This window comes from Streptomyces graminofaciens, assembly GCF_030294945.1.
GTDB lineage: Bacteria > Actinomycetota > Actinomycetes > Streptomycetales > Streptomycetaceae > Streptomyces > Streptomyces graminofaciens.
This window is the reverse complement of the sequence record NZ_AP018448.1, coordinates 7,670,436-7,691,083: the sequence shown is the minus strand read 5'-3', so window position 1 is coordinate 7,691,083 and position 20,648 is coordinate 7,670,436. Positions and strand designations below refer to the sequence as shown.

At 70.0% G+C, this 20,648-nt stretch carries 18 protein-coding genes; 4 read left to right on the top strand and 14 right to left on the bottom strand.

All coding sequences use genetic code 11. The annotated features are described in order from the left end of the window. Window positions 1-45 precede the first annotated feature (45 nt). On the bottom strand, window positions 46-1,653 hold the full coding sequence (locus tag SGFS_RS33745; RefSeq protein WP_286255904.1) for an MDR family MFS transporter: 1,608 nt from the start codon (window positions 1,651-1,653) through the stop codon (window positions 46-48). 176 nt (window positions 1,654-1,829) lie between these two features. Here SGFS_RS33745 and SGFS_RS33740 point away from each other — a divergent pair, with 176 nt between their 5' ends. Together SGFS_RS33740 and SGFS_RS33735 are read left to right on the top strand one after the other, a co-directional pair. Next, window positions 1,830-2,420 (top strand): TetR/AcrR family transcriptional regulator, encoded by a 591-nt coding sequence (locus SGFS_RS33740; protein ID WP_286255903.1) that lies wholly within the window; start codon window positions 1,830-1,832, stop codon window positions 2,418-2,420. An 89-nt stretch (window positions 2,421-2,509) separates the two neighbouring features. After that, entirely contained in the window at window positions 2,510-2,758 is a 249-nt protein-coding gene (locus SGFS_RS33735) for a hypothetical protein (protein ID WP_286255902.1), read from the top strand. 123 nt (window positions 2,759-2,881) lie between these two features. Here SGFS_RS33735 and SGFS_RS33730 read toward each other — a convergent pair whose 3' ends face one another. Continuing rightward, window positions 2,882-3,490, bottom strand: coding sequence for a M23 family metallopeptidase (locus tag SGFS_RS33730; protein WP_286255901.1), 609 nt, complete (start codon window positions 3,488-3,490; stop codon window positions 2,882-2,884). Window positions 3,491-3,976: 486 nt separating this feature from the next. Further along, window positions 3,977-5,335, bottom strand: a complete 1,359-nt coding sequence (locus tag SGFS_RS33725; RefSeq protein ID WP_286255899.1) for a PA14 domain-containing protein — start codon at window positions 5,333-5,335, stop codon at window positions 3,977-3,979. 75 nt (window positions 5,336-5,410) lie between these two features. On the opposite strand from SGFS_RS33725, the gene SGFS_RS33720 reads away from it, so the two are divergent. Next, a complete protein-coding gene (locus tag SGFS_RS33720; protein WP_286255897.1) occupies window positions 5,411-8,560 on the top strand; it encodes an NACHT domain-containing protein in 3,150 nt (1,049 codons plus the stop codon). A gap of 88 nt (window positions 8,561-8,648) precedes the next feature. On the opposite strand, the gene SGFS_RS33715 is transcribed toward SGFS_RS33720, so the two are convergent. Beyond that, window positions 8,649-11,174, bottom strand: coding sequence for an ATP-dependent Clp protease ATP-binding subunit (locus SGFS_RS33715; RefSeq protein ID WP_286255895.1), 2,526 nt, complete (start codon window positions 11,172-11,174; stop codon window positions 8,649-8,651). Between the two features lie 430 nt (window positions 11,175-11,604). Here SGFS_RS33715 and SGFS_RS33710 point away from each other — a divergent pair, with 430 nt between their 5' ends. Beyond that, complete coding sequence (locus tag SGFS_RS33710) at window positions 11,605-12,261, top strand: SCO3374 family protein (protein ID WP_286255894.1); 657 nt, start codon at window positions 11,605-11,607, stop codon at window positions 12,259-12,261. Window positions 12,262-12,278: 17 nt separating this feature from the next. Here SGFS_RS33710 and SGFS_RS33705 read toward each other — a convergent pair whose 3' ends face one another. The 10 genes from SGFS_RS33705 to SGFS_RS33660 form a co-directional block, all read right to left on the bottom strand. Then, a complete protein-coding gene (locus SGFS_RS33705; RefSeq protein ID WP_286255892.1) occupies window positions 12,279-12,614 on the bottom strand; it encodes a histone-like nucleoid-structuring protein Lsr2 in 336 nt (111 codons plus the stop codon). Window positions 12,615-12,889: 275 nt separating this feature from the next. Further along, complete coding sequence (locus SGFS_RS33700; RefSeq protein ID WP_286255890.1) at window positions 12,890-13,423, bottom strand: amino-acid N-acetyltransferase; 534 nt, start codon at window positions 13,421-13,423, stop codon at window positions 12,890-12,892. A 9-nt stretch (window positions 13,424-13,432) separates the two neighbouring features. Continuing rightward, window positions 13,433-13,903 carry a BlaI/MecI/CopY family transcriptional regulator gene (locus tag SGFS_RS33695; protein ID WP_434028098.1) on the bottom strand — a complete coding sequence of 157 codons (471 nt, stop codon included), beginning with the start codon at window positions 13,901-13,903 and terminating at the stop codon, window positions 13,433-13,435. Between the two features lie 166 nt (window positions 13,904-14,069). After that, window positions 14,070-14,270: a hypothetical protein gene (locus tag SGFS_RS33690; RefSeq protein ID WP_286255888.1), complete on the bottom strand. Its 201-nt coding sequence runs from the start codon at window positions 14,268-14,270 to the stop codon at window positions 14,070-14,072. Window positions 14,271-14,289: 19 nt separating this feature from the next. After that, window positions 14,290-14,928 carry a hypothetical protein gene (locus SGFS_RS33685; protein ID WP_286260197.1) on the bottom strand — a complete coding sequence of 213 codons (639 nt, stop codon included), beginning with the start codon at window positions 14,926-14,928 and terminating at the stop codon, window positions 14,290-14,292. A gap of 162 nt (window positions 14,929-15,090) precedes the next feature. Then, window positions 15,091-15,888 (bottom strand): type III pantothenate kinase, encoded by a 798-nt coding sequence (locus SGFS_RS33680; protein WP_286255886.1) that lies wholly within the window; start codon window positions 15,886-15,888, stop codon window positions 15,091-15,093. 15 nt (window positions 15,889-15,903) lie between these two features. After that, the gene (gene nadC / locus SGFS_RS33675) at window positions 15,904-16,887 is read right to left on the bottom strand and encodes a carboxylating nicotinate-nucleotide diphosphorylase (protein ID WP_286255884.1); all 984 of its coding nucleotides are present in this window, start codon (window positions 16,885-16,887) and stop codon (window positions 15,904-15,906) included. Window positions 16,888-16,892: 5 nt separating this feature from the next. After that, window positions 16,893-18,608, bottom strand: coding sequence for an L-aspartate oxidase (locus SGFS_RS33670; RefSeq protein ID WP_286255882.1), 1,716 nt, complete (start codon window positions 18,606-18,608; stop codon window positions 16,893-16,895). Then, complete coding sequence (gene panC, locus SGFS_RS33665; RefSeq protein WP_286255879.1) at window positions 18,605-19,597, bottom strand: pantoate--beta-alanine ligase; 993 nt, start codon at window positions 19,595-19,597, stop codon at window positions 18,605-18,607. Before panC ends, SGFS_RS33670 begins: the two co-directional genes overlap by 4 nt. Then, window positions 19,594-20,550, bottom strand: coding sequence for a Rossmann-like and DUF2520 domain-containing protein (locus SGFS_RS33660; protein WP_286255878.1), 957 nt, complete (start codon window positions 20,548-20,550; stop codon window positions 19,594-19,596). The genes panC and SGFS_RS33660 overlap by 4 nt, the downstream gene beginning before the upstream one ends. Window positions 20,551-20,648: the final 98 nt, after the last annotated feature.

Sequence of the window (20,648 nt, the reverse complement as noted above, 5' to 3'; positions counted from 1 at the left end):
GAAGCCGGGGGCGCCGGGGGCGCCGGGGGCGCAAACCCCCGGGACTCAGCCCCCGGCCCCCTTCAGCGGCACTTCCTTGACGAACACCGCCCCCACCAACGCGACCACAGCCACCACCGCCCCCAGCAGAAACGCCGAGTGCGTACCGGCGGTCACCGCATGCTGATACGCCTCCCGCACCGCCTCCGGCAACTTCGCCAGGCTCGCCGCATCCAACTGCGCCGACTGCGAGGTCATCTTCGTGCCCAGCTCACCAGCCCGCTCGGCCATGACGTCCTGCACCCGGTCGTTGAACAACGCCCCCATGATCGCGACCCCGAACGACGACCCCAGCGTCCGGAACAGGGTCGTCGACGATGAGGCGACCCCCATGTCCTTCATCTCGACGCTGTTCTGCGCGACCAGCATGGTGATCTGCATCAGACACCCCATACCGGCACCCAGCACGGCCATGTAGACCCCGGACGTCACCCGGCTCGTACCGGTGTCCATCTGCGCCAGCAGGAACAGCCCCACGATCATCAGCACGCTGCCGACGACCGGGAAGACCTTGTAACGACCGCTCCCCGTGGTCACCCGTCCGGCCACCATCGACACCGCGAGCATCGCCCCCAGCATCGGCAGCAGCAACAACCCCGAGTTCGTCGCGGACGCGCCCTGCACCGACTGCTGGTACAGCGGCAGGAAGAGGACCGCCCCGAACATCACGAAGCCGGTGATGAACCCGATCACCGACATCAGCGAGAAGTTCCGGCTGCGGAAGATGTGCAGCGGGATCATCGGCTCCGCCACCCGCTTCTCCACGAACAGGAAGCCCACCAGCGAGGCCACCCCGATCGCGATCAGCTCCATGATCACGGCCGACCCCCAGGCGTACTCGCTCCCGCCCCAGGTGGTGACGAGCACGATCGCCGTGATGCCCACGGTCAGCAGCGCGGCGCCCGCGTAGTCGATGCGCGCCCGCCCCTTCGACCGGTCGGGCTTCGGCAGATGCAGTACGGCGCTGACGGCGGCCAGCGCGACGACGCCCAGCGGCAGGTTGATGTAGAAGGACCAGCGCCAGCCCCAGTGGTCGGTGATCGACCCGCCCACCAGCGGCCCGGCGATCATGGCGAGGGCCATGACCCCGGCCATCATGCCCTGGTACTTGCCCCGCTCCCGCGGCGGTATCAGGTCACCGATGATCGCCATGACGCCGACCATCAGACCGCCGGCGCCGAGCCCCTGCACGGCCCGGAACGCGATCAGCTGATCCATGTCGTTGGCCATACCACTGAGCGCCGAGCCGATCAGGAAGAGCACGATCGAGGTCAGGAAGACGCCCTTGCGCCCGTAGAGGTCGCCGAGCTTGCCCCAGATGGGAGTGGAGGCGGCGGTCGCGAGCGTATAGGCCGTGACGACCCACGACAGGCGTTCGAGCCCGCCCAGATCACCCACGATCGTCGGCATGGCGGTGCCCACGATCATGTTGTCGAGCATCGCGAGCAACATCGCGATCATGAGCGCCAGCAGCACGACCCGCACACTGCGCGGCTGCGGGGCACCTTCATCGAGATCGGGCGACTGCGGTACGTCCGCCACGGAATCACGCGCCCCGCCGACTTCGTCGGCCGCTTCCCTCCCGCTCGGTTCCTTCATGGTCTCCGCGTCCATCACGGTCCTCCACTCCCCCCGGAGCACTTGAGCTGCTCGGGCACTTACTTGCCGCCCGGCTAGTTGTCTACACTGAGGGAAGCTAGGCCGGTAACTAGCCGGGCGTCAAGTAAGTAAGTCAGGCTTGGCCGAGGCTTGACCCCGCGGGCCTTTCGGTGACGGCGAGGAGTACGAGGATGAGCCACCCCACAGGGAAGCAGCACCGCCGCGGCAACACGCGCCAGCGCATCCAGGACGTGGCCCTCGAACTCTTCGCCGAGCAGGGCTACGAGAAGACCTCGCTGCGGGAGATCGCCGAGCGTCTGGAGGTCACGAAGGCGGCACTGTACTACCACTTCAAGACCAAGGAGGACATCCTCGTCAGCCTCTTCCAGGACCTGCAGCGCCCGATCGACGACCTGATCGAGTGGGCCGCCGCCCAGCCGCGCACCCTCGCCACCAAGCAGGAGGTACTGCGCCGCTACAGCGAGGCCCTGGCCGACGTCGCCCCCCTCTTCCGCTTCATGCAGGAGAACCAGGCCGCGGTACGGGAGTTGAGCGTCGGCGAGACGTTCAAGGACCGCATGATCCGCCTGATCGACATCATCAAGGAGCCGGACGCGGCCCTGACCGACCAGGTCCGCTGCATCAGCGCCCTGTTCAGCATGCACGCCGGGATGTTCATCCTCCGGGACGTCGAGGGCGACCCCGAGGAAAAGCGCAAGGCGGTCCTGGAGGTCGCGATCGACCTGGTGACCCAGGCACACGGCGAGCACCCGGGCAGTTGACGCCCCTGAAGGCTCTTGAGGAGCCGGCCGTTCGGGTACACCCTCAGGGCCTTCGGGATCTCCCCGGGCACCCTCTCCAGGAGGCAACCGTGGACGCCGACGAACACACCCGCGCGACCGACGACGCAACCGATGCCACGACCGACGCCATCACCAATGACACGAGCGACGCCATGACCGACGAAGAGCGCGCCGAGTTCCTTCGCAGAAGCCACATGAAAGGCCTCACCGCCGCGGTGGCGATGGGCTTGCTGCTGATCGTGACGCTCATACTCATGACAGCCTTCGGCGACCACACCCCGATGTGCGGCACGGGCCAGGACATGGGCCCCTGCTGACACTCTCCGCATCACGGCTCGGACGACTCGGGCGGCCCAGACCGGCCCCAGCGGGCCTGGGCGGCCCAGAAGACCGCCCAGACCCGCTGGGGCCGCTCAGACCGTTCAGACCATTCAGACCGCTCAGACGGTGATGCCCTTGCCCCGCAGGAACGCCACGGGGTCGACGGCCGAGCCGTAGTTGGGGGTCGTCCGGATCTCGAAGTGCAGGTGCGGCCCGCTGGAGTTCCCGGTGCTGCCGGAGAACGCTATGCGCTGCCCGGTCTTGACGACCTGCCCCACCTTCACGTCGACGCGCGAGAGATGGGCGTACTGGGAGTAGGTCCCGTTGCCGTGCTTGATGACGACGGCGTTGCCGTAGGCGGGCCCGTCACCGGCGCCGTTGCCCCCCGCCTTGACGACGGTCCCGCCGTGCGCGGCCACGACCGCGGTCCCGCTCCGCACGGCGAAGTCCTGTCCGCTGTGCTTCGCCGACCACATGTTCCCGGCCTGCGCGAAGCGCGCGCTCAGCTTGTAGCCCTTGACCGGGCTGACCCAGGAGGCGCCCTTCTTCGCGGCGGCGGTCTGGGCGGTCACAGCCGCCTGCGCACCTCCGGCGGCGGTCGCGACCCCGGCTCCCCCCACGACCGAGACCCCGACGAGCCCGGCGGCCACAACGGCCGTCCGCAGACGCAGCGGGAGCAGGGACGTACGGGAAGAACGAGAGCGAACGGAGCGGGTACGCAGCGACATCAGGAACCTCACGGGGCCGGGGACAGAAAAGCCACCCGGCGCCGCGACACTGCGACGTCCGGATGGACCACACCTTGGTACCCCCGCCGGCCGCCACTCCCAAAACCTGTGATCTACGACGTAACTTCGTACCTAATGCGAAATCCACCCACTTCTTGACACTCCCTACCAAAGTCGCCACCAACCCCAATGAGCCCGCGAGATGGCGCGGTCCGCCACCCCCTCCCTCCCCCAACTCAAACCCAAAAGTCCGATTTGCCCGATAAGCCCCTGTCACTATTCCGCCTAGTAACGGGCAAATCGCCTGTGCGTCATGTCACCGGCCCACAAGGTCGCCCACCCCCGCGTTGTGACGCGCACTACGCTCGACGCCGGTGAGATCGGCCGGACCATCTGCCGAACAGGTCGCCGACGCCGGAGGCGGGGACCGCTCCTGAGCGACCCCCGCCTCCGGCCGGCCCTGCTACTCCGCTACGGCGTACTCCGCTACGGCGTCTTGGCCCCCTGCACCCACGCACTCGCCTCGCCCTCGTTGCCCAGCCCGTCCGTCGCGGTCACGACGTACGCGTACCGCTGACCGGCCACCCCCGTGGTGTCCTTGAACGTCGGGAAGCGGCTCACCGTGCCGATCCTCGTCCAGGTCACGTCGGACGAGAGGTTGTCCGCGGTCCGGTAGACGTTGTACGAGGTCCCGCGGACCCCGTTGTCGATCCAGCGCAGCGCCACCCCCTCGGCGGACTCGGTCTTCGCGAGCCCGATCGGGGTGAGCAGCGGAATGTCGGGGGTGGCCCCGGCCGTGCTCGAGCGCGCGGAGGCGTTGCCCGCCTTGTCGACAGCGACGACGGCGTACGTGAAGTTGCTCCCCGCGCCGAAGTCGAGGGTCGACGTACCCGTCACCGGCGTCTCGCCGCCCACCCTGATCCAGGTGTCGTTCTCGCCGGGCCGGTACACCGCGTACCCGGCGAGGTCGGAGGCCGCGACCGCGTCCCATGTGACGGTGGCCGCCCGCGTGAACTCGGAGTACGCGACGCGCACTCCGCTCGGCACGGCCGGGGCCGTCCGGTCCGCGGAGGTGACCTTCGCGGCCTTCGACACCGCCGAGGCGTTGCCCGCCTTGTCCACGGCCTTGACCGTGTACGCGTACGCGCTGCCCGTCGCCGGCGTGCTGTCGGTGAAGGCCGGCCTGGTGAGCGGGGCGCTGCCGCTGACCAGCTTGCCGTTGCGGTACACGCGGTACCCGGCCAGATCAAGCTCGGCGTTCTTGGCCCAGCTCAGGGCGGTCTTCGAGGTGCCGGTGTCGTAGGTGGCGGCCGGCGCGGCCGGTGCCAGCGGCTTGACCTTGTCGACGGAGGCCGAGGTGCGCGGCGGGTAGGTGAACGACACGTTCGCCTTGCCGGTGAGCGCCATGAAGTCGACGCGGAGGGTGTGCTTGCCCTTGGGAACGATCAGGTTGACCGTCTTCGAGCGGGTCGAGGACGCGTCACCCGAGATGTTGATCTTCCGGTCGCCGTCGAGGTAGACGCGGACGACGTCCTGGGCCGACGCCTTGAAGCTGAAGGGTCCCCCGGAGCCGAAGTCGCGCGTCATGCTCCAGCGGACACCGAAGTCGTTCTTCGGCAGACCGGCGGCCGGGGCCCCGCTGCCGTAGTTCTCGCCGATCGCCTTGTCGCACGCGGTCTTCTTCGGCGTACCGCCGAACGAGGCGTCGGCGTAGAACTTCGCGGTCCACTCCCCCTCCGCACAGCCGGCCGCCACCGCCGTCGCGGGGAACGCGAGCCCCGCGGCCGACACGGCAACTGCCAGCAGAGCGGCGTGAGTTCCGCGCCCCCGTATCACTTTGGACATGTGGAAAAGACCCCCTCATCTAATCGAACGGTGATCGTACGCTGAGGGGAACCATCAGGATCTCGGGGGAGTGCCGTGGAACCGTCAGCAGTAGGCATCCGTCTCGCCTCCGGCGTGGTGACGCCGCTGATCAAGAAGTTGTTCGTGAGCGAGGGGGCGGGGGCGGGGCTCGTCGACAGGCCGGTGCGGCTCTCCGGGCTCGTGTCGTTCAAGGGGGAGCAGCGGACGCTCGCCCGGCGTGACCTGTTCAACCTCGCGGCCGAACTGGTCCAACGGGCGGTGAAGCAAGGGGAGCGCCCCTTCCCGGCCGACGAGGATTCAGCCGTCACCTACGCCCTCGGCTGGACCTTGCACGGCCTGGGCGACCTCGATATGACCGACGTTCAGGCGGTCGAACTCGGTCACGAAGTCCTCGCCCGCCGACTGCGTGCCAGGAGCGGCGGTATCGACGGCGGCCTCTCGCTGGACGCGGCGGTCTTCTACGAGCAGGTACTGAACACCGCCTGCCTCCACATCCTCCACTTCTTCACCCAACGCTCGACGTTCGTCGCCCGCACCCTCGTGGAACAGACCCGTCGGCAGTCCGAACTCATCGCCAAGGTCGACGTGCTCATCGCCCGCACCCCCATGACCGGCGGCACGGACCAGGCCTTCGAGCACCGCTACCTCCCCCACATCGCCACCAAGCACAGCCACCTCACGATCTACGGCATCGACCTGGTCAACTCCCCCGAGCGCTGGCCCCTGGACGCGGCCTACCTCAGCCTCCAGGCACTGCGTCCGGCGGGGGACGACGACACGTCCGGGCCCGGCGGCACACACGTCGCCTCCGTCGCCGTCTCGCTCCCCGCCGAGCAGGCCCTCGCCGAACAGGACCGCGTACTCCTGCGCGGGGTCGCCGGCTCCGGCAAGACCACGCTCGTGCAGTGGCTGGCGGTGACCGCCGCCCGGGGCGAACGCGGCGACCGCGTCCCCTTCGTCCTCCCCCTCCGTACGCTGATCCGCCGCCCCGACGGCCTCCCGGCCCCCGACGCGTTCCTGACCGCCGTACACGTCCCCTTCCACGCGAGCCAGCCCGCCGGCTGGGCCGACCGCGTGCTCACCGCCCGCCGGGGCCTGCTCCTCGTCGACGGCATCGACGAGATCCCGGAACGCGACCGCGAACGCACCCGCCGCTGGCTGCGGGATCTGCTGGAGGTGTATCCGGGCAACCAGTGGCTGGTCACCTCCCGCCCCTCCGCCGTACGCGAGGACTGGCTCGCCCCCGACGGCTTCACCGAACTCGCGCTCTCGCCGATGAGCCGGGACGACGTGGCCGCGTTCATCGCCCGCTGGCACACCGCCGCCCGCCTCGACGCACGCGAGGCCGAGCAGGACCGGCTCACCCACTACGAGCGCTCGCTCCTCGACGCCGTACGCACCAAGCCCGACCTCGGCCGACTCGCCACCAACCCCCTGATGTGCGGCCTGATCTGCGCCCTGCACCGCGACCGGCGCGGCTATCTCCCGCACGGCAGACAGGAGTTGTACGACGCGGCCCTGTCGATGCTGCTGTCGCGCCGCGACGAGGAACGCGACATGTTCACGCACACCGACGGCGGCCGGACCAGCGGCGTCGACGGCGTCCATCTCACCGAACTCCCCCAGATCCAGCTCCTGCAGCGACTCGCCTACTGGCTGATCCGCAACAACCAGTCCGAGATGGACCGCGAGCGGGCGGTCAGGATCGTCGCCGACGTCCTCCCCGCCCTCCCGGCCGCCGCCGCGCAGGGCGACGCCGAGGCGATCCTCCGCCATCTCCTCGTCCGCAGCGGGCTGCTGCGCGAACCCACCGTCGGCACCGTGGAGTTCGTCCACCGCACCTTCCAGGACTACCTCGGCGCGAAGGCCGCCGTGGAGGACGGCGACTTCGGCCTCCTCGTCCGGGGCGCCGTCGAGGAGCAGTGGGCCGACGTCATCCGCATGGCCGTCGCCCACGCCCGGCCGCGCGAACGGGCCGAGTTGCTCGGAGCGCTGACCGACTCGGCGACCACGTCCTCACAGCCCACCCGCGTACGCCTCCTCGCCCTGGCCTCCCTGGAGCACGCCACGGAACTCGACCCGCGTGTCCGCGCCGCCGTGGAGCAGAACGCGGCCCCGCTGATCCCCCCGCGCACGACGGAGGAGGCCCGACGACTCGCCTCCTGCGGCCCGCTCGTCCTGGAACTCCTCCCCGGGCCCGAGGGCCTCACCGACGCCGAGGCCCGAGCCGTCGTCGTCACCGCGTCCCTCATCGGCACGGACGCCGCCATCCCCGTCCTCGCTCGCTTCCGCGACCACATGGCTCTCGGCGTCCGCGCCCAACTGACCTGGTCCTGGCATCGGTTCGACACCCGCCGCTACGCCGAGGAGATCATCGCCCACCTCCACGAGGACGGCCTCTACTTCACCGCCCACTCGACCGAACACCTGCACGTGCTACGGGAACTGGGTGGCCGGGCCAAGCTCCAGGTCGTCGGGGACATCGGTTCCGATGACCTGCGGGCGGCTCTCCGTCCGGGCCAACTGCGCGAACTTGTCATCCGTGACAACCGAGACCTCTGGGACTTCGGCTTCCTCTCGGAACAGAACCTGATCACCCACTTGGACGTCAGTAGCAGCCCTTACCTGGGGGATCTGACGCCGCTCACCAAACTCCCTCTCACCTGGTTGGCGTTGGACTCCATGCCCAGACTGGAAAGTCCGGGCATCCTCCATTCACTCGCGCCCTCGGCCACCCTGGACTCACTCGACCTCGGTCTGACTCTCCGTGCCGATTCCATCGACGAGGCCCTCCCCCGGGACCTGTCGCTGGACTATCTGCGATTCACCAAACACGCCCTCCAGCACACCGGACTGCGCGGCCTCAGCCGTATCCACTCGGTGAAGCGGCTGAGCCTCGCCAAGCTTCGGAAGAGCCTCACTTCTGAGGATTTCAAAGAGATTGCCCGGATGCCCGCCCTGGAGGAATTGCGCGTCAACTGGAACGCGACGGGTTGGCAAGCCGGTCTGCCGTTGCCGCGCGTCACGAGCCTGCGGCTCAACAACTTCTCCGGCAGCGAAGACCTCTTCGAGCTCTCCTACCTCTTTCCGGACCTCCGCGAGGTGACCATTCACCTCGCCCCCGAGGTCACCGACATACCCGAACACGTCCTCGAACTCTTCCCGGTCCCCCCGGCCATGGAGAAGACGGACACCGTGCTGTAAGCAACCTCCGCGTACAGGAAATACAAAGGGGGCTGCCCCAGGACCGAAGTCCCGGGGCAGCCCCTTTCGTTCAAGCCGAGCTCAGCGCCTACGCGTCCTTGCTCAGGTTCGGACCGGCACCGCCGGCAGCCTGCTCGATCGGCGGGACGTCGGGCAGTGCCGACTTCTCCTCGCCGCGGAAGGTGAAGGTCTGGGCCTCGCCCTCGCCCTCGGTGTCCACGACCACGATGTGGCCGGGGCGCAGCTCGCCGAAGAGGATCTTCTCGGAGAGCGTGTCCTCGATCTCGCGCTGGATGGTGCGGCGCAGCGGCCGGGCGCCCAGCACGGGGTCGTAACCCTTCTTGGACAGCAGCTCCTTGGCGGCCTGGGACAGCTCGATGCCCATGTCCCGGTCCTTGAGGCGCTCGTCCACCTTGCCGACCATCAGGTCGACGATCTTGAGGATGTCCTCCTGCGTCAGCTGCGGGAAGACGACCACGTCGTCGACACGGTTGAGGAACTCGGGGCGGAAGTGCTGCTTGAGCTCGTCCGAGACCTTGTTCTTCATGCGCTCGTAGTTGGTCTTCTTGTCGCCCGAGGCCGCGAAGCCCAGGTTGAAGCCCTTGGAGATGTCCCGGGTGCCGAGGTTGGTCGTCATGATGATGACCGTGTTCTTGAAGTCCACGACCCGGCCCTGGGAGTCGGTCAGGCGACCGTCCTCCAGGATCTGCAGCAGCGAGTTGAAGATGTCCGGGTGGGCCTTCTCGACCTCGTCGAAGAGGACGACGGAGAACGGCTTGCGGCGGACCTTCTCGGTCAGCTGGCCGCCCTCTTCGTAGCCCACGTATCCGGGCGGGGAACCGAAGAGACGCGACACCGTGTGCTTCTCGCTGAACTCCGACATGTCGAGGGAGATCAGCGCGTCCTCGTCACCGAAGAGGAACTCGGCGAGCGCCTTGGACAGCTCGGTCTTACCGACACCGGACGGGCCGGCGAAGATGAACGAACCACCGGGACGCTTCGGGTCCTTCAGACCGGCGCGCGTACGACGGATCGCCTTCGACAGCGCCTTGACGGCGTCGGTCTGGCCGATGACCCGCTTGTGGAGCTCCTCCTCCATGCGGAGCAGGCGGCTGGACTCCTCCTCGGTCAGCTTGAAGACCGGGATGCCCGTGGCCGTGGCGAGGACCTCGGCGATCAGCTCGCCGTCGACCTCGGCGACGACGTCCATGTCGCCGGCCTTCCACTCCTTCTCGCGCTTGGCCTTCGCCGCCAGCAGCTGCTTCTCCTTGTCGCGGAGAGAGGCCGCCTTCTCGAAGTCCTGGGAGTCGATGGCCGACTCCTTGTCGCGACGGACGCCCGCGATCTTCTCGTCGAACTCGCGGAGGTCCGGCGGCGCGGTCATCCGGCGGATGCGCATCCGGGAACCGGCCTCGTCGATCAGGTCGATCGCCTTGTCCGGGAGGAAGCGGTCCGAGATGTACCGGTCGGCCAGGGTGGCCGCCTGGACCAGGGCCTCGTCCGTGATGGAGACGCGGTGGTGCGCCTCGTACCGGTCACGGAGACCCTTGAGGATCTCGATCGTGTGCGGGAGCGAGGGCTCGGCGACCTGGATGGGCTGGAAGCGGCGCTCGAGGGCCGCGTCCTTCTCCAGGTGCTTGCGGTACTCGTCCAGCGTGGTGGCACCGATGGTCTGGAGCTCACCGCGGGCCAGCATCGGCTTCAGGATCGAAGCGGCGTCGATGGCGCCCTCGGCGGCACCCGCACCGACCAGCGTGTGGAGCTCGTCGATGAACAGGATGATGTCGCCGCGGGTGCGGATCTCCTTGAGGACCTTCTTCAGGCGCTCTTCGAAGTCACCGCGGTAGCGGGAGCCGGCGACCAGGGCGCCGAGGTCCAGGGTGTAGAGGTGCTTGTCCTTGAGGGTCTCGGGCACCTCGCCCTTGACGATGGCCTGGGCGAGACCTTCGACGACGGCGGTCTTGCCGACGCCGGGCTCACCGATCAGGACCGGGTTGTTCTTCGTACGGCGGGACAGCACCTGCATGACCCGCTCGATCTCCTTCTCGCGCCCGATGACCGGGTCGAGCTTGGACTCACGAGCGGCCTGGGTGAGGTTCCGGCCGAACTGGTCGAGGACCAGGGACGTCGAGGGGGTGCCCTCGGCGGGGCCGCCGGCGGTGGCGGTCTCCTTGCCCTGGTAACCGGAGAGCAGCTGGATGACCTGCTGCCGCACCCGGTTGAGATCTGCGCCCAGCTTGACCAGGACCTGGGCGGCGACGCCCTCGCCCTCACGGATCAGGCCGAGCAGGATGTGCTCCGTGCCGATGTAGTTGTGGCCCAGTTGAAGGGCCTCGCGGAGCGACAGCTCCAGGACCTTCTTGGCACGGGGGGTGAAGGGGATGTGGCCGGACGGGGCCTGCTGCCCCTGCCCGATGATCTCCTCCACCTGCTGGCGGACCGCCTCGAGCGAAATCCCGAGGCTCTCCAGGGCCTTAGCGGCGACACCCTCACCCTCGTGGATCAGGCCCAGGAGGATGTGCTCGGTGCCGATGTAGTTGTGGTTGAGCATCCGGGCTTCTTCCTGAGCCAGGACGACAACCCGCCGCGCGCGGTCGGTGAACCTCTCGAACATCGTTAATCGCTCCTCAGAGCGGTCAGGCAGTGAGGGGACGCTCCCCTCGCTGTCCTTCCGCAGCTTAGTCCCGCAAGCGGGGACCGCTCATTCCAACTGCCGACACCGTCCTTGGCCTCCTGACCCCGAACGCCGACATCTGCTCCAACCCGATGGTGCGAGACGATGTTCCCGCAGGCCAGGCAGATACCCTCACCATCAGTACGCCGATGGCGAACGCGAGACGGCCTTTCCTGCGTGTCGCCCCCTCCCACTAGGGATGTCTTACCCGTCGGGACTGACACTCCATGCCGGATGCACCGGTTCCCTCCGCTAAGGGCGAACATCCTTGCGTCGATGCCCATCCCCGAACGCCCCCTCTTCCGGCACTCTGAGCATCCACACTGACACCCAGCGTAACTTGGGGGTGCTTCGCACGGTTGCTCCTGACATGGCCATCGTCCCCCTTCCCCGCCGACCGTTCGACTCGAGGGACGCTTCGGGCGTCGCCAGGCGCGAGGCGGTGCGGCAGTGGTACGAGAACGATCTCGGGTGGGCGACAGTGCCCGGAGGTCCGGGGACGCCCGTACAAGTCATTACGGGCCTGCGCTTCGATGTGCTCGACGTCCCGGCGGAGGCGGGTTTCGCGGCCCTGCGGCATCTGGGCCCGATCCCGGGGCCGGGCTCGCCGGTGGCGCTGTGCGCGGAGCGGATGCTGCTGCCGGTCGCGGCGGGCGGCGCCGAGGAGCTGCCGGGGCTGCTGGAATGGCTCGACTGGGGCGGTCTCGAGCTGGACCTCAGGGCCGTGGGAACCGGCGGTCACTGGGAGGCGCCACCGCCTCCGGGCCTGCCCCGGTGCCCGGACCAGGCCGGTTCGCAGGGGGCCGCCGTATGGTTGCGGCCCCCCGAGCCGGGGCGCGAGGTGGAACCCACCCTGCCGACACTGTCGGCGCTGGGGGGCGGTGGGGGCGCCCCCGACCTCGTCCGAGTGGTGGACACGGTGGCGAACCATTGCCACCGCATCCGGCTGCGGCGCGCGAGCACCGGCCCGTCGGCCCTCTCCCAGGGCCTTCGGCGACCGGCCCGCCCGTCGACCGTTCAGCGATAGTTCTTCTCGTCGGCCGTTCAGCCGTTGGCCTTCTCGTATGCCTCGCGAATGGACGCGGGAACACGGCCGCGGTCGTTGACCTCGTAGCCGTTGTCCTTCGCCCAGGCGCGAATGGCGGCGGTGTCCTGGCTGCCGACAGAAGCGGCGCGGGCCTTTCCACGCCCGCCCGAAGCACGGCCTCCGGTACGACGGCCACCCTTGACATAGGGCTCGAGAAGACCGCGCAGCTTGTCCGCGTTGGCGGTCGTGAGGTCGATCTCGTAGGACTTGCCGTCCAGCGCGAACGTCACGGTCTCGTCGGCCTCGCCACCGTCGAGGTCGTCGACAAGAAGGACCTGAACCTTCTGTGCCACCGGATTTCCTTTCATCGATAACTTCAAGGACAGGGACCCGCGGTGACCCGCTGTTTCCGTCCCCTGTTATATGCAGTACAGCAGTACGTCGGAAAGCAAACCGCTTTTCCAGGAAAAACACAAACCCCTGGCGGAGACCAAGGAGAGACCGAGGAGAGGCCGACAGGGCCGGGGAAGACCGGAAACGTGCGCGTTTCGGACATAGGGAACCCGGGCAAGGCGACCCTCAGTGGAAGCCCGCGCGGAAGCCCGCCGGAATAGGTCTTGGCCGACGATCACAGATGCAGAAGCATGCGACTGTTGCCCAAGGTGTTCGGTTTCACTCGTTCGAGACCGAGGAACTCTGCCACACCCTCGTCATAGGAACGGAGCAGCTCGGCGTAGACATCGGTGTCGACGGGCGTCTCGCCGATCTCCACGAAGCCGTGCTTCGCGAAGAACTCGACTTCGAAGGTGAGACAGAAAACCCGGCGAACACCCAGCCAACGGGCGGTGTGCAGCAACTTCTCCAGCAACTGATGGCCGACGCCGGTGCCCGACAGTCCGGGCTTCACCGCGAGAGTGCGGACTTCCGCGAGGTCTTCCCACATCACATGGAGTGCGCCGCAGCCGACGACCTCGGCGTTGTCGTCCCGTTCCGCCACCCAGAACTCCTGGATGTCCTCGTAAAGCGTCACCGTCGCTTTGTCGAGCAGGATGCGGCGCTGGACGTACGCGTCAAGGAGGTCGCGTACGTGCGGGACATCGCTGGTCCGCGCCCGCCGGACGGTGATGGCTTTTGCGGTGACTTCGGGAGGCGTCGCTGGCATGAGCGGACGCTATCGCCCGGGGTGATCCGGGGATTGACCGGGGGTCCCACCTGTTTCGCCGGACGATTCGGCGGATTCGCCGGCGGTTTCAGCAGGGCTTTCGAGGGGGGTGCCGGGTGCGGTGGGCGCCGGGGGCGCGGGCGTTTCGATGAGGTCGGGGACCTGCACAATGTGTACGGCGTCGCGGAGCGCCTGTCGCTGTTCCTCGCTCATCATCCCGAAGAAGGCGACGAGAGCGGCCGCGGGGTTGTCGCTCTGCGACCAGGCTTCGTTCATCAGTGCGGCCGCGTAGGCGGCGCGAGTGGAGACCGCCTCATATCGATAGGCCCGGCCTTCCGCCTCACGGCGCACCCAGCCCTTCTGATGGAGATTGTCCAGCACGGTCATCACCGTGGTGTACGCGATGGACCGTTCCTGTTGAAGATCTTCCAGGACTTCTCGAACGGTCACCGGGCGGTTCCACTTCCACACCCGCGTCATGACCGCGTCTTCGAGTTCTCCCAATGGGCGAGGCACAGTTCCGAACAATACTGCGAGAAGCGGAAGAAAGCTTAGAAGGCGCACAAAAGGGGCGTACGACTCGAAGAACAGACGAGTCGTACGCCGAGGTGGTGCGCTGTCGCCCTGGGCCGACGGGGTCGCCCGGTCAGGCGCCACCGGCCCTGTCGGCCGTGTCGGTGGCTTCGGAGGCCTGCCGGCCGTGCTCCACGCGCGCGAGGGCGGCGTCGACGGCCGCGTCCTCCTTGGCCTTGTTGGCGCCGCCCTGGGTCTTGATGATCACCCTGATGACCGCGATGAACAGCACGGCCATCACGAAGGGGGGCAGCAGCGCGGAGACGTAGTCCATGGGTCCAGGGTAGCCAGGGCTATACGGCCGCGAGCTGTTGGGGCGGGTTCGCGGGCGGAACGGAGGGTTTGCGCTTGGGCGGGAAGACCTCGCCGGGGGTGGGGATGGGCCGGCGGCCCGGCTCGGGGGCCTCGGGACGGCGGACGGGGCCCGGCTTGTCGGCGGGGTCGGCCGGGCGGGCGGGCCGGACCGGCTTGGGCCTGGCGGGCTCGTCGGCGGCCAGCCCGCCGGGGAGGGCCATGAGCCGGCCGCGCGAGCGCGAGGCCGGAACGGCCAGCCTGACCGTGCGCCCCCCGAGACGGGCGCGCACGACGCGCTCGGCGAGGGTGCGGCAGTGCTCCAGGAGCGCGGCGGCGGTGGGGTTGCCGCGCAGGGCGCGGAGTGCGGCGAGGTCGTCCGGGTGCGGGCGGTACCCCGCGCCGAGTGCTTCCTCCAGGAGCGCCAGGTAGCCCGTGACGGTGCCGGGGAGTGCGGCGCGGTACCTCGCTAGGTCGGCCACCAGGAAGGCCCTCAGACGGGCGCCCTCGCGGGTCGCCTCGTCGACGGACTCGGCGAGCCGGAGGCAGTCCTGGACGTCCTCCGCCGAGGCGGGACTTGGGTTGAGGGCGAGGGCGAGGGCCCGGCGGAGCACACGCAGCTCCTCCGTACCGAACGCCATGCCGCCGCGGGTTCCGTGGGGCGTGGGCATGCGGTGACGATACGCGCTAATCAGACAAAAGAGGTGCGCCGGGCGTGTGTGGCGCGCGGGGACCACCTGGTTGGGTGGTCCCCGCTGGGGCTCCGCCTCCAGACCCCTTGAAGGGGCGGCGGCGAGTAGATCTCAGAGACGCGACACGTTCCGCTCGTACACCAAGCGCAGGCCGATCAGCGTCAGCCACGGCTCGTGCTCGTCGATCACCGACGACTCGCCGAGGACCATCGGCGCCAGCCCACCCGTGGCTATCACCGTCACCTCCTCCGGATCGTCCGCCAGCTCACGGACCATCCGGCTCACCACGCCGTCGACCTGCCCCGCGAACCCGTACACGATGCCCGCCTGCATGGCCTCGACCGTGTTCTTGCCGATCACACTGCGCGGCCGCGCCACCTCGATCTTGCGGAGCTGCGCGCCCTTGACGCCCAGCGCCTCCACCGAGATCTCGATGCCCGGCGCGATGACCCCGCCGACGTACTCCCCGCGCGCGCTGACCGCGTCGAACGTCGTCGCCGTACCGAAGTCCACGACGATCGCCGGGCCGCCGTACAGCTCGACCGCCGCGACCGCGTTGATGATGCGGTCGGCGCCGACCTCCTTGGGGTTGTCGGTGAGGATCGGGACGCCGGTCTTGACGCCGGGTTCGACGAGGACCGCCGGCACGTCGCCGTAGTACCGCCGCGTCACCTCGCGCAGTTCGTGCAGCACCGAGGGGACCGTCGCGCAGATCGCGATGCCGTCGATGCCGTCGCCCAGTTCCTCGCCGAGGAGGGGGTGCATGCCCATCAGGCCCTGAAGCAGGACCGCCAGCTCGTCGGCGGTGCGGCGCGCGTCCGTGGAGATGCGCCAGTGTTCGACGATGTCCTCGCCGTCGAACAGACCGAGGACGGTGTGGGTGTTGCCCACGTCGATCGTCAGCAGCATGGCCTGTCCCCGTCCCTACTCGGCCGCGCGCAGGTCGAGGCCGATGTCCAGAATGGGAGACGAATGGGTCAGGGCTCCCACCGCCAGGTAGTCGACGCCCGTGTCCGCGTACGCCTTCGCGTTGTCCAGCGTCAGTCGGCCCGAGGCCTCCAGGACCGCCCGGCCGTCGACGATCCCGACGGCCTCCTCGCATTCGAGGGGCGTGAAGTTGTCCAGGAGGATCAGGTCGGCGCCCGCGTCCACGACCTCGCGGAGCTGGTGCAGGGTGTCGACCTCGACCTCGATGGGCACCTCGGGGAACGTCTCCCGCACCGCCTTGAAGGCCTGGGCGACACCGCCCGCGGCGACCACGTGGTTGTCCTTGACCAGCGCCGCGTCCGAGAGGGACATGCGGTGGTTGACCCCGCCGCCGCAGCGGACCGCGAACTTCTCCAGGGAACGCAGCCCCGGCGTCGTCTTCCTCGTGTCGCGCACCTTCGCCTTCGTGCCCTCCAGGGCGTCGGCCCACGCGCGCGTGGCGGTCGCGATGCCGGAGAGGCGGCACAGGATGTTCAGGGCGCTGCGCTCGGCGGTGAGGAGATCTCGGGTGGCGCCGGTGACGCTGAGGAGCTTCTGGCCGGCCTCCACGCGGTCGCCGTCGTCGACGTGGCGCTCGACCTCGAACTCGTCGGAGCAGGCCACCGAGAGGACCGCTTCGGCGACTCTGAGGCCCGCCACGACACCGCCCTCGCGCGCGGTGAAGTCGGCGGTGGCGCGGGCGTCCTCGGGGATCGTCGCGACCGTGGTGACGTCCACGCCGTGGGCGAGGTCCTCCTGGATGGCGACGTTGGCGATGTCCTCGACCTCGACGGGGTCGAGTCCGGCGTCGGCCAGGAGCTGGGCGAGCGCGGGGTCGAGCCCGCACGCCAGGTATTCGGCGTCCGCGAGGCCGTCGTCGGCGCCGCAGGCGCAGCCGTCGCCGCAGCCGCCGGAGGCGAGGGGAAGGTCGGGGGTGCTCACGTCTGTCACTGCTCCTGCCGGTGCTGCCTGGTCGGGGGGAAGTCTGGGGTGTCCGTGGTGTGTACCGCCAGTGTGCGGTCCGGATTGAGGCGTACGACGATGTGGCGGCGCCACTCGGTGTCGTCGCGCTCGGCGTGGTCCTCGCGCCAGTGGCAGCCGCGGGTCTCCTCGCGCAGCCGGGCGGCGGCGACCAGGACGCGGGCGACGCACAGGAGGTTGGTGGTCTCCCAGGTGTCGACGCCGGGCTCGGCCGTCTTGCCGTTCTCGTACAGGGCGTCCCGGGCCTCGGCGTGCAGCCGGTCCAGGGCCGCGGCGGCGGTCGCCAGGGAGGCCTCGGAGCGCAGGACGCCGGCGCCCTCGGTCATCGTGCGCTGGATCGCGAACCGTATCTCCGGGGCGAGCAGCGGGTGCGCGGGGGTCTCCGCGTGCGGGACGGGCTGGGGCACGCGCGCGTGGAGGCCGTTCCCGGCGTGGGCCGCGGCGATGTCGGCGACGATGCGCTCGGCGTAGACCAGGCCCTCCAGCAGGGAGTTCGAGGCGAGCCGGTTGGCGCCGTGGACGCCGGTGCAGGCGACCTCGCCGCAGGCGTAGAGGCCGGGGACGGTGGTCCGGCCGTGGGAGTCGGTGCGGACGCCGCCGGAGGCGTAGTGGGCGGCGGGGGCGACCGGGATGGGCTCGGTGACGGGGTCGAGGCCGTGGACGCGGCAGGCGGCGAGGATCGTCGGGAAGCGGTGCTGCCACATGTCGGCGCCGAAGTGCCGGGCGTCCAGGTACATGTGTTCGGCGCCCTGTTCCTGCATGCGGCGCATGATGCCCTTGGCGACGATGTCCCGGGGCGCCAGTTCGGCCAGTTCGTGCTGGCCGAGCATGAAGCGCACCCCGTCGGCGTCGACCAGGTGGGCGCCCTCGCCGCGGACCGCCTCGGAGACCAGGGGCTGCTGGCCCTCCGCGTCCGCGCCGAGGAAGAGCACGGTCGGGTGGAACTGGACGAATTCGAGGTCGGAGATCTCCGCGCCCGCGCGCAGGGCGAGGGCCACGCCGTCGCCCGTCGACACGGACGGGTTGGTGGTGGCGGAGAAGACCTGGCCCATGCCGCCGGTGGCGAGGACCACGGCGGGGGCGTGCACGGCTCCGACGCCGTCGTGCTGGCCCTCACCCATGACGTGCAGGGTGACACCGGCCGTGCCGCCCTCGGCGTCCGTCAGGAGGTCCAGGACGAGCGCGTTCTCGATCGTGCGCAGCCCACGCGCGCGTACGGCCTCGACGAGGGCCCGGGAGATCTCGGCGCCCGTCGCGTCGCCGCCCGCGTGGGCGATGCGGCGGCGGTGGTGGCCGCCCTCGCGGGTCAGCTCCAGGCCGCCCTCCTCCGACTCGTCGAAGTGGGCTCCGGTCTCGATCAGACGGCGTACGGCGTCGGGGCCCTCGGTGACGAGCAGCCGTACGGCGTCCTCGTCGCACAGGCCCGCGCCCGCGACCAGCGTGTCGTCCAGGTGCTGTTCGGGGGTGTCGCCCTCGCCGAGGGCCGCGGCGATGCCGCCCTGCGCCCAGCGGGTGGAGCCGTCGTCGAGGCGGGCCTTGGTGACGACGACCGTGTTCAGGCCGGCGGCCTCGCAGCGCAGCGCGGCGGTGAGGCCGGCGACGCCCGAGCCGACGACCACGACGTCGGCGGCGATGGACCATCCCGGTGCGGGCGCGTGCAGTCGTATGCCTGTGCTGGTCACGAGGCGGCTCCGAAGGTCAGGGGGATGTTGTCGATCAGCCGGGTCGTCCCGACCCGGGCCGCGACGGCGAGGACGGCTTCGCCCGTGAAGCCGTCCTGGATGTCGGTGAAGTCGGACGGGTCGACCAGAGCCAGGTAGTCGAGCACGATCGGCGGCTTCCCGCGCAGGGCCTCGTCGAGGACCAGGCGGGCGGCGGCGCGGACGGCGGCCGGTCCGCCGGGGGCTGCCTTGGCCATCGCGTGCGCGTCGGCGGCGGCGCGGGACTCGCCGAGCGCGCTGAGGGCCTCGGCACGCGCGCGCGTGGCGGGCACTTCGCGGGCCCGCGCGCGCAGCGCCTCCTGGGCCGCGTGCCGGTCGGCGCCCGCGAACAGGGCCTGGGAGAGCGCGAGGGCCGTACGGCGCTCCTCGGCGGACAGATACCGGTTGCGGCTGGACAGGGCCAGGCCGTCGGGCTCGCGGACGGTCGGTACGGCCACGATCTCCACGCCGAAGTTCAGGTCCCGGACCATGCGGCGGATCAGGGCGAGCTGCTGGGCGTCCTTCTGGCCGTAGAGCGCCACGTCGGGGCGGGTGAGGTGGAGCAGCTTGGCGACGACGGTGAGCATGCCGTCGAAGTGGCCGGGGCGGGCGGCGCCCTCCAGGCGGGCGCCCATGGGCCCTGCGGTGATGCGCACCTGGGGCTCGCCGCCCGGGTATACCTCGTCCGCCGAGGGGGCGAACACGACGTCGGCACCCGACTGTTCGGCGAGCTTCAGGTCGGCGTCCAGGGTGCGCGGATAGCGGTCGAGGTCCTCGCCCTCGCCGAACTGCAGGGGGTTCACGAAGACCGTGACGACGACCTCGCCGTCGGGGCCCGCGATCTCGCGCGCGGTGCGGATCAGCGTGGCGTGGCCCTCGTGCAGGGCGCCCATGGTCATCACGACGGCGCGACGGCCCACGCGCGCGCGTGCGTGCAGTTCGCCGGCGGTGCGCAGCACAGTGGTCGTCATCGGGCGTTCCCTTCGGTCCCGTCGGTCCCGCCTGCTCCGGTGGTTCCGTTCGTCCCGCCCGCGAGTACCCCGAGCAGGTCCTCGGCGAGTTCCGGTTTGAGCAGGCCGTGGGCGAGCGCGCGGTCGGCGGTCGCGCGGGCCATCGCCAGATACCCGGCGACGGTCTGCGGGGCGTGTTCGCGCAGCTCGGCGACGTGCGCGGCGACCGTGCCCGCGTCCCCGCGCGCGACGGGGCCGGTGAGGGCCGCGTCGCCCGACCTGAGGGCGTTGTCCAGGGCGGCGCCGAGCAGCGGGCCGAGCATGTGGTCGGGGGCGGAGACACCGGCCGTGCGCAGCAGTTCCATGGACTGGGCGACCAGGGTGACGAGGTGGTTGGCGCCGAGGGCGAGGGCCGCGTGGTACAGCGGGCGGTTCTCCTCGGCGATCCACTCGGGTTCGCCGCCCATCTCGATCACCAGGGCCTCGGCGGCGAGGCGCAGCTCCACGGGCGCCGTGACCCCGAAGGAGCACCCGGCGAGGCGCTGCACGTCCACCGGAGTGCCCGTGAACGTCATCGCGGGGTGCAGGGCCAGCGGCAGCGCGCCGGCCCGCAGGGCGGGGTCCAGGACCTTCGCGCCGTACCGCCCGGAGGTGTGCACGAGCAGTTGCCCCGGTCGTACGGCACCGGTGTCGGCGAGGCCCTCGACGAGCCCCGGCAGGGCGTCGTCCGGCACGGTCAGCAGGACCAGTTCGGCGCGCTGCAGGACGTCGGCCGGGGAGACGAGCGGCACGTCGGGCAGGAGCTCGGCGGCCCGCCGCCGGGAGGCGTCGGAGACCCCGGAGACCGCCACCGGGCGGTGCCCGGCGAGTTGCAGTGAGGCCGCCAGCGCGGGGCCGACCCGGCCGGCGCCGACGACGCCGACCGTGAGCCGCGCGGGGCGGTCCTTGGGATCTGGCTGCTGGAATGTACTCACTCGGTGGTGGCCTTCCCGTTCCAGTCCGCTCTGGGTACCGGACGATTTCTCGTCATGTTAACGCGATTGGGTTCGGGGGCTGTTTGGTTGTCCACAGG